Origin of the sequence: Streptomyces odonnellii (assembly GCF_000981895.1) — a bacterium.
GTDB lineage: Bacteria > Actinomycetota > Actinomycetes > Streptomycetales > Streptomycetaceae > Streptomyces > Streptomyces odonnellii.
Genome location: NZ_LATD01000244.1, coordinates 1 through 9,294, shown reverse-complemented (window position 1 = coordinate 9,294; position 9,294 = coordinate 1). Strand labels below are relative to the sequence as shown.

9 protein-coding genes are annotated in these 9,294 nt (G+C 72.4%); 6 read left to right on the top strand and 3 right to left on the bottom strand.

Annotation, left to right across the window (positions count from 1 at the left end; genetic code table 11):
* Positions 1-88: 88 nt before the first annotated feature.
* Together WH07_RS22390 and cobJ are read left to right on the top strand one after the other, a co-directional pair.
* Positions 89-715, top strand: coding sequence for a precorrin-8X methylmutase (locus WH07_RS22390; RefSeq protein ID WP_046502932.1), 627 nt, complete (start codon positions 89-91; stop codon positions 713-715).
* Between the two features lie 236 nt (positions 716-951).
* Positions 952-2,442 (top strand): precorrin-3B C(17)-methyltransferase, encoded by a 1,491-nt coding sequence (gene cobJ, locus WH07_RS22385; protein WP_232789015.1) that lies wholly within the window; start codon positions 952-954, stop codon positions 2,440-2,442.
* Here cobJ and WH07_RS22380 read toward each other — a convergent pair.
* Positions 2,427-3,209: a cobalt-precorrin-6A reductase gene (locus WH07_RS22380; protein WP_046502920.1), complete on the bottom strand. Its 783-nt coding sequence runs from the start codon at positions 3,207-3,209 to the stop codon at positions 2,427-2,429. The genes cobJ and WH07_RS22380 overlap by 16 nt on opposite strands.
* Before the next feature lie 17 nt (positions 3,210-3,226).
* On the opposite strand from WH07_RS22380, the gene WH07_RS22375 reads away from it, so the two are divergent.
* The 4 genes from WH07_RS22375 to WH07_RS36360 all read left to right on the top strand — a co-directional run bounded on the left by WH07_RS22375 (position 3,227) and on the right by WH07_RS36360 (position 6,887).
* Complete coding sequence (locus WH07_RS22375; RefSeq protein ID WP_046502917.1) at positions 3,227-4,345, top strand: cobalt-precorrin-5B (C(1))-methyltransferase; 1,119 nt, start codon at positions 3,227-3,229, stop codon at positions 4,343-4,345.
* 81 nt (positions 4,346-4,426) lie between these two features.
* Positions 4,427-4,903 carry a hypothetical protein gene (locus WH07_RS22370; protein WP_046502914.1) on the top strand — a complete coding sequence of 159 codons (477 nt, stop codon included), beginning with the start codon at positions 4,427-4,429 and terminating at the stop codon, positions 4,901-4,903.
* 23 nt (positions 4,904-4,926) lie between these two features.
* Entirely contained in the window at positions 4,927-6,348 is a 1,422-nt protein-coding gene (locus tag WH07_RS22365) for a hypothetical protein (RefSeq protein WP_046502910.1), read from the top strand.
* On the top strand, positions 6,345-6,887 hold the full coding sequence (locus WH07_RS36360) for a hypothetical protein (RefSeq protein WP_052744525.1): 543 nt from the start codon (positions 6,345-6,347) through the stop codon (positions 6,885-6,887). The genes WH07_RS22365 and WH07_RS36360 overlap by 4 nt, the downstream gene beginning before the upstream one ends.
* Before the next feature lie 122 nt (positions 6,888-7,009).
* On the opposite strand, the gene cobM is transcribed toward WH07_RS36360, so the two are convergent.
* Entirely contained in the window at positions 7,010-7,777 is a 768-nt protein-coding gene (cobM, locus tag WH07_RS22355) for a precorrin-4 C(11)-methyltransferase (protein WP_046502908.1), read from the bottom strand.
* Positions 7,774-9,294: precorrin-6y C5,15-methyltransferase (decarboxylating) subunit CbiE (gene cbiE / locus WH07_RS22350; protein WP_408645894.1), on the bottom strand; the 1,521-nt coding region annotated here is incomplete at its 5' end. The genes cbiE and cobM, both read right to left, overlap by 4 nt.

Below are 9,294 nucleotides of genomic sequence, written 5' to 3'. Positions count from 1 at the left end.
GTCCGGCCCCATGGGGCCGGACCACACAGTCCACGACCACATGGCGTCCCGCCACACATCGTTCGGCCACATGGCGTCCGGCCACACCGTGTACGCGTACGAGAAGGATGGCGCGGCCATATACCGCCAGTCCTTCGCCACGATCCGCGCCGAGGCGGATCTCGCCGCGCTGCCCGCCGATGTCTCCCAGGTCGCGGTGCGGATGATCCACGCCTGCGGCATGGTCGACCTCGTACGCGATCTGGCCTTCACGCCCGGCGTGGTGGCCCGCGCGCGCGAGGCGCTGTGGGCGGGCGCTCCGGTCCTGTGCGATGTGGCGATGGTGGCGAGCGGGGTCACCCGCAAGCGGCTGCCCGCGGACAACGAGGTGGTCTGCACCCTGTCCGACCCGGCCGTGCCCGCGCTCGCCGCCGAGCTGGGGACCACACGCAGCGCCGCCGCCCTGGAGTTGTGGCGCGACCGGCTGGACGGCGCGGTGGTGGCCGTCGGGAACGCCCCAACCGCGCTCTTCCGGCTGCTGGAGATGGTCGAGGCGGGAGCGCCGAGGCCTGCGGCCGTCATCGGCGTACCGGTCGGATTCATCGGCGCGGCCGAGTCGAAGGACGCGCTCGCCGGAAATCCGGCCGGACTCGAGTATCTGGTCGTACGAGGACGACGCGGCGGCAGCGCGCTCGCGGCGGCGGCCATCAACGCGATCGCGAGCGAGGAAGAGTGAACGCGAAGAGCACGCCGACCGGCAGCACCGACATGATCGGCAACGCTGGCAGCACCCGCAGCACCGGCAACACCGGCAACACCGGCAACACCGGCAAGGACAGCAGCCCGGTACCTGACACCGGCTCCCGGACCAACACCAGCACCAGCACCGGGACCACCAGCACCAGCACCAGCCACGAGACAACCCCCGGCAAGCTGTACGGCGTCGGGCTCGGGCCCGGCGATCCGTCGCTGATGACCGTACGCGCCGTCCAGGTCATCGCTGAGGCCGATGTGATCGCGTACCACAGTGCCCGTCACGGCCGTTCGATAGCCCGTTCCATAGCCGCCGACCACATATGCCCTGACCACATAGAGGAGCCGCTGGTCTATCCGGTCACCACCGGGACCACCGACCATCCCGGCGGTTACCGGGGCGCGATGGAGGAGTTCTACGCCGAGTCGGCCGCCCGGCTCGCCGTCCATCTCGACGCCGGGCGCACGGTCGCCGTACTCGCCGAGGGGGACCCGCTCTTCTACGGCTCGTACATGCATATGCACAAGCGGCTGGCCGACCGTTATCCGACCGAGGTGATCCCCGGTGTCACCTCGGTCAGCGCCGCCGCGGCCCGGCTCGGCACCCCGCTCGTCGAGGGCGAGGAGGCGCTGACGATCCTGCCCGGCACCCTGCCCGAGGAGGAGCTGACCGCCCGGCTGGCCTCGGCGGACTCGGCGGTCGTGATGAAGCTGGGCCGTACCTTCCCCGCCGTACGGCGGGCCGTCGAGCGGGCCGGCCGGCTCGCGGACGCGCGGTACGTCGAACGCGCCACGATGAGCGGCGAGCGCACCGGCCGGCTCGCCGACACCGATCCGGACTCCGTGCCGTACTTCTCGGTGGCCGTGCTGCCGAGCCGGGTGGACGCACGGACGGACGCGCGGGCGGACGCACCGGCCGCCCCCCGCAACACCGGTGAGGTGGTCGTGGTCGGGACCGGACCTGCGGGGCCGCTCTGGCTCACGCCCGAGACGCGCGGCGCGCTCGCGGCAGCGGACGATCTGGTCGGGTACACGACGTATCTGGACCGCGTTCCGGTGCGGCCGGGCCAGCAGCGGCACGGTTCGGACAACAAGGTGGAGTCGGAGCGCGCCGAGTTCGCCCTCGAACTGGCCCGTCGCGGGCGGCGGGTGGCCGTCGTCTCGGGCGGGGACCCGGGGGTGTTCGCGATGGCCACTGCCGTACTGGAGGCGGCGTCGGCCGGTCCGTACACCGACGTCCCCGTCCGCGTGCTGCCCGGCGTGACCGCCGCCAACGCCGCCGCCGCGCGTGCGGGCGCGCCGCTCGGGCACGACTACGCCGTCATCTCCCTCTCCGACCGGCTCAAGCCCTGGGAGGTCATCGCGGAACGGCTGCACGCGGCAGCGGCGGCGGATCTGGTGCTCGCGCTCTACAACCCGGGCTCGCGCAGCCGTACCTGGCAGGTCGGCAAGGCCCGTGAACTGCTGCTGGAACACCGCGCCCCGGACACCCCGGTCGTCGTCGGGCGCGATGTGGGCGGGGCCGAGGAGAGCGTACGGATCGTGCGGCTCGGCGACCTCGATCCGGCGCAGGTGGACATGCGGACGATCCTGTTGGTCGGGTCGTCGCAGACAGTGGCGGTACGACGCGGGGGCGGCGGGGCCGGGGAAGGCGGAGCCGGGAAGGGCGAGGAGGTCGTCTGGACGCCGCGTCGCTATCCGCCGAGCTGACGCACCCACCGCACCGCCTCATCGGGTGTGGCCGCCACACATATCCCCTCGGGCGCCGGCGGACGGCGTACCACCACGACCCGTACCCCGGCCTCGCGGGCCGCGGTGAGCTTGGGCGCGGTGGCGGCGCCTCCGCTGTCCTTGGTCACGACGGTGTCGACGCGATGCCGGCGGAGGAGTTCACGCTCGCCGTCGAGCGTGAAGGGCCCCCGGTCGAGGATCGTCTCCATGCGGGCGGGGTACGGAGGTTCGGGCGCGTCCACGGACCGTACGAGGAACCACGGCCCGTCGAGGCCCGCGAAGGCGGCGAGGCCCGTCCGGCCGGTGGTGAGGAAGACCCGCCGGGCGCGCAGGGCGGCCAGCGCCTCGGCGGCGCCGGCCAGGGAACCGACCGTATGCCAGTCGTCGCCCTCGGCCGGGACCCAGGACGGGCGGCGCAGAGCCAGCAGGGGAACATGGGCGTCGGCGGCGGCGAGGACCGCGTTCCGGCTGATTGTCGCGGCGAAGGGATGGGTGGCGTCGATGACCGCGTCCACATGGTGCGCGCGCAGGTGGCGCGACAGCCCTTCGGCGCCGCCGAAGCCGCCGATCCGTACCTCCCCGGGCGGGAGCACGGGCCGGGCGACGCGCCCCGCGAGGGAGGTGGTGACGTGGATGGCGCGACCGTCCAGCGATGCGCCGTGCAGCGGTTCGCCGTGCAGCAGTCCGGCGAGGCGACGCGCTTCAGTGGTCCCACCGAGAAGCAGCACACGGAACGTCTCACTCATCGGCGTCGGGTCTCTCCATGACTGAGGGCAAGGGCGGGGGGCGCGGTGCCCAACTCAAGCACACGGGTCTGCGGCACGGCTGGACGACTGGCGCGTGCGCGACGGCCGCCACGAAGGCGGCATATACCGCGTTGCTGACGGGCGGGTTCCCGGACCCAGTGACGATCACCCTCCCCAAGGGGCAGAAGCCGGTGTTCGCTCTGGCGCGCGAAGAGCTGACCGCGGATCGTGCGATGGCGGCGATCGTCAAGGACGCGGGCGACGACCCGGACGTCACACACGGCGCGCTGATACGGGCGACGGTACGGCTGCTGCCGCCCGGCTCGGGAGTCGTCTTCCGGGCGGGCCCGGGGGTGGGTACGGTGACGCGCCCCGGACTGCCGCTGGCGGTCGGCGAACCGGCGATCAACCCCGTTCCCCGCCAGCTCATGCGCGAGCAGGTCGCGGAGGCGGCGGAGCGCCACGGCGGTACGGGCGACGTCGAGATAACCGTCTCGGTGGACGACGGCGAGGAGATCGCCCGCTCCACCTGGAACCCGAGACTGGGCATCCTGGGCGGCCTCTCCATCCTCGGTACGACGGGGATCGTGGTCCCGTACTCCTGCTCCGCCTGGATCGACTCGATCCGCCGGGGCGTGGATGTGGCGCGGGCGGCAGGGCGTACACATGTGGCGGGCTGTACGGGTTCGACGTCCGAGCGGACGGTACGCACGGCCTACGCCCTGCCCGAGGACGCGCTGCTGGACATGGGCGACTTCGCCGGCGCGGTCCTCACGTACCTCCGCCGCCACCCGGTCCCCCGCCTCACGCTCTGCGGCGGCTTCGCGAAACTCTCCAAACTGGCGGCGGGCCACCTGGACCTCCACTCGTCCCGCTCCCAGGTCGACAAGCCCTTCCTGGCGACCCTGGCCACGGCGGCGGGCGCCGACGCCGCCCTGGCGACAGCGGTGTCCGAGGCCAACACGGGCCTGGCGGCACTTCAGTTGTGCCAGTCCCAGGACATACCTCTCGGCAACACGGTCGCCGACCGCGCCCGCGACGAGGCGCTACGGGTCCTACGGGGCGCGCCGGTGGTGGTGGACGTCATCTGCATCGACAGAGCGGGCACGGTGGTGGGGCGGAGCGGGCTGCGATAGGTCAGGTCAGGAGCCCCTACCGGGAAAGCGCGGCACGTTAGCATAAACAAATCGTGCGCCTACGGGGGGGGGAGTTCGAGGATGGCCTGGGATGAGTGGGAGCGTCTGAAGGCCGAGTCCGTCGCGAACCAGGCGGCACAGACTCGGCTGAACCAGCTACCGCCCGGAGGCGGCGGTGCGAGCGGGAATCACGACCTCGTGGTGAGCCAGGACGACCTGGGCGCTGTGGGCCATGAGGCGTTCAAGCTGTACGACAGGCTGAGCCAACAGGCGGACATCGCCGGGGCCGGGGCCGACGACAGCGGCTCCGGTACCACCATGAGGGCGGGCGCGGAGCTCAAGGGCCATCACTTCGCGATGGGCTCGGAGCTGGAGAACACCGTCGATGTGTGGACGGCCCAGGTGAAGAGAGTGCTACAGGCCTGCGCGCACATCTCCAATCATCTGGACTACTCGGCGAGAACACACGCCGAGGAGGACGCGGCCATCGCGGCGGTACTGCGGGATCGCAGCGGTGCGGCTGTCCCCGTCTCACGCCTCGACGAGTTCTTCACATAGCCGACCGGAGGGGCGGCGACGACATGAACTACGACGATCTGATGCAGGTGGACCTCGGCAAGCTCGGCGCCGCCGTTTCCGACTGGGCGAGAGCGGTCCAGGACCTGGGAACACTGGCCGGTGACGCCCGCGACGGGTTGAGGGCGAAGTCGGACGAGGCGCGTTGGCGGGGTGTCAACGCCGCCGTGACCCAGGGCTTCGTGGCGAAGACCGCCAAAGAGTTCGAGGACCTGCACCGGGAGGCCAGGAGCATCTGGAGCGTCATCGACGACGCCCACACCGAACTGGCGGGGTTACGGCGCCGGGCCGAGGACCTCACGGCCGAAGCGAGGAGAGCCGGGTTTCTGGTCTCCGACGCGCAGTGCGGGAGGGTCACGGTGATGGAGGCGCAGTGCACCCCTGAGGGCCCGGGCCGGGAGAAGCTCGATCTGATGCGGTGGTACGCCGACACCCTCACCGATGTCGTCAGCCACGCCGGAGAGATCGACCAGGCCACGGTCCGCGCGCTGCGCGGCAGTCACGGCGGCGACCCGGACAACCCGGGGCACGGCACGTACACCTCGCTCGACGAGGACATGCTCCCGCGAGCCGTTGAACTCGCTCGGCTCGGCGCCGACGCGGGTCCCGACGAGCGACGCGCACTGCGACGGCTCTGGGAATCCCTGGGTCCCGAATCACGCGCCCAGTTGTGGTCACAGCACAAGGACGGCCTGCTGGACGCCGGGATCTTCACGCCCCAGGTGAAGCAAGTGGCCAGTGACGACGGGGCGGGTCCGTACGGCGTGGAGGACCCCGGCTGGGGTGACCGTTGGATCCGGGCGCAGGCCGGGATGATGGTGGACTCGGGCGATTTCATCGGGAACACAGACGCGTCCCGGCATATGAACCACTATCTCGACGGCAGCGGGGAGACGCTGGACCTGGATGTCGACAGAATGCTCGCGGACGACGAGGCGCTGCGGCTGGAAGCCCAGCGTGCGGTCGCCGGCCAGCAGGACGCGTGGCGGCAGCAGGCTCTCCAGGCCTTCGAGGAGTCGGGCGGCCGACCGGTCACCGTCCCGGTGGAAACCTCCGCCGCCGGCTACACGCACACCAACCGGGACTGGTATCTGGCGGTCGGCAGCGGCATGACCAACACCACGGGTGCGGTCACCGTGGTTCCCGGAGCGGACGGCCGGCCCCATGTGACCCTCGATTACCAGGTGAACGTGTGGGACCGGTACAACTGGGACGCCGGCAAGGCCACTCCGATCGGCCCGACCACGGTGACCGATGCCGACATGGCCCGGCTGCACACCACGGGTCTGGCCAGGGAGTTCGACATGCGAGGAAGCGGTTCGACGCAGCACCTCGAACTGGGTTCGGGACCCGTGCAGTTGCCCGACCCCCCGGACCAGGGCCGCGAGGGCCCACGTCAGGACCCGGGGCGCGAAGGAATACGGTGAAGGACAACACTGTCGGAGGTCCGATGAAGGCCGGGTCCCGGACGCGCGGCGCGTCGGCCCTTGGGGTGATCGTCGTCCTGTGGTCCGTGCTGGCCGCCTGCTCCGCCGCCCCGGCGGACCCTGGCGACGCACGCCGCCAAGTGCCCGACTGGGCCGAGGACGCGACCCCGGGGAGCGTCAGCCGACAACTCGGCGTCAAGATCCCTGCCAGGGCCACCGACCGACGAGCCGCGTACCAGAACGGGTTCCAGGACGACGGGCTGCTACTGGCCTTTACGCTGCCCACCTCGGAGGTGGACGCCTTCATCGGTGAACTCGCCCCCGAGAACGCCCTGACACAGCGGGACAAACCGCTCCAGCAGTCCTTCGCACCCACGACGCCCTTCTCCCATCTGGACCTCGCGGAGCCCGAGACGCTTCCAGAGGTCCGGGAAGGGCAGGTCTGCGCTCCGTGCGAGGGCCGGCTCAACTCTCTTCAGGTAGCGGTGCACCCCCTCGACGACCGGAACAGCCGCGTCTATCTCAGGGGAGTCGACTGACCCCGCTCGCCCTCCGGGTGCCCGCCCCGGCAGTGCGGCGCGGTGGACCGCGTGTGTCCGGCCCGGCCGTGGTGCCATCGCGCGTCGAGATGACGCCGCGCCTTCGTGCCGGCGATTCGGCATCAGCAGGCGTGCGACCCCGGCACGCTCTTCCGGTCCCGCTCCCGCGAGTACAGATGGCTGTCGCGGAACTGTTCCGCCGCCAGGGTGTTGCCCACCAGGATCACCGCCGTCCGTATCACCCCCGCCTCCTTCACCTGGTCCGCGATGTCCGCCAGTGTGCCGCGCAGGATCAGTTCGTCCGGGCGGGACGCCATCGCGACCACCGCGGCTGGGCACGACGGGCCGTAGTGGGGGAGCAGTTCTCGTACCACGCGGTCGACGTAGCGGGCCGCGAGGTGCAGGACCAGCAGGGCTCCGCTGCGGCCGAGTGTCGCCAGGTCCTCGCCGTCCGGCATGGGGGTGGCCTGCTGGGCGACGCGGGTGAGGATGACCGTCTGGCCGACCGTCGGCACCGTCAGCTCGCGCTTCAGCGCCGCGGCCGCCGCCGCGAAGGCCGGTACGCCCGGGATCACCTCGTACGGCACGCCCGCCGCGTCCAGCCGCCGCATCTGCTCCGCGACCGCGCTGAAGACCGACGGGTCGCCGGAGTGCAGCCGGGCCACGTCCTGGCCCTCCTCGTGGGCGCGGACCAGTTCCGCGGTGATCGCGTCCAGGTCCATCCGCGCGGTGTCGATCAGCCGGGCGCCCGACGGGCACTCGGCCAGCAGCTCGCGCGGCACGAGACTGCCCGCGTACAGGCACACACCGCAGGCGGCGAGTCTGCGGGCGCCGCGCAGGGTGATCAGATCGGCGGCACCGGGACCGGCGCCGATGAAGTACACGGTCATCGTTGTTCTCCTGAGGGGACGACGTACGGAGGGGCTGCCTGCGGGTCCGAGGCGGGACCGGCGCCAGGACCCGGACCTGGGGCCGGACGCGAGCCCGGACCCACAGCCGAGGTCGGCGCCGACGCCGAGCCCGGGGCCGGACGCGAGGCCGCACCCGGCTCCGGCGCCCCGTCCGGGCCCTTCGTCACCGCCCACTGCGTCACCGGCATCGCCTGCCGCCAGCCGGTGAACCCGCCCACCGGTACGGCGTGGGCGACGGCCAGCCGTACCAGTTCACCGCCGAAGCGGCCGTACCACCGCGCCAGCAGCGCCTCGGACTCCAGCGTCACCGTGTTCGCCACCAGCCGGCCGCCCTCGGGCAGCGCGTCCCAGCAGGCGTCCAGCAGGCCCGGCGCGGTCAGCCCGCCGCCGACGAACACCGCGTCCGGCACCGGCAGCCCCGCCAGCGCGCCGGGCGCGGCTCCCGTGACGACCCGCAGGCCGGGGACGCCGAGTGCACGCGCGTTGCGGCCGATGCGCTCCGCCCGTACGGGATCCCGCTCCACGGACACCGCCCGGCAGGACCGGTGCGTACGCATCCACTCGACCGCGATCGAACCCGAACCGCCGCCGATGTCCCACAGCAGTTCCCCCGGCGCGGGCGCCAGCGCGGCCAGAGTGGCGGCGCGGACATGGCGCTTGGTGAGCTGGCCGTCGTGCTCGTACGCCTCGTCCGGCAGACCCGGCACGGCGCCGAGCCGGGCCGCGCCCGGCGCACGACGGCACTCGACCGCCACCACATTCAGCGGATCAAACGCAGGAACAGGTACGGAGGGAACAGGTACAGAGGGAACAGCAGACACGGGCATGGGGTCAGGCACGGACGCGGGGGCGGGATCAGACGCGGGAACCGGACCAGACGCACCCGCCCATTCCTGCCAGTCCCCCGCGAGGCCCTCCGTCCGCCGTTCCCGTTCCCCGCCGAGCTGTTCGAGTACGTGCATACGGCTCGGCCCGTACCCCCGGTCCCGCAGCAGCGCCGCCACCTCAGCCGGTGTCGCCGCGCCCGCGCTCAGCACCAGGACCCGGCGGCCGTCGTACAGCGCGGCGGCGAGCCGCTCGACGGGCCGGCCGACCAGGGTGACGACCTCCGTCTCCTCCACCGGCCAGCCGAGCCGGGCGCAGGCGTACGAGACGGACGACGGATGCGGCAGCACTCGGAGCGCCCCGGCCCCCGCGTCCGCCCCCACGACTTCCATGAGTGTGCGCCCGATCCCGTAGAACATCGGGTCCCCGCTGGCCAGTACGCACAGCCGCCGCCCGGCATGGGCCGCGAGCACCTCGGGTACGGCGGGCCGCAGCGGCGAGGGCCACACGACCCGTTCCCCCGCGCACTCGTCACGCGGCAGCAGCTCCAACTGCCGGGCGCCGCCCACGATCACGTCGGCCGCACGCAGCGCGTCCCGCCCGGCTGTGGAAAGCCCGGCCCAGCCGTCGGCACCGATCCCGACGACGATCACCGGGGGCGGGAGCGGGGG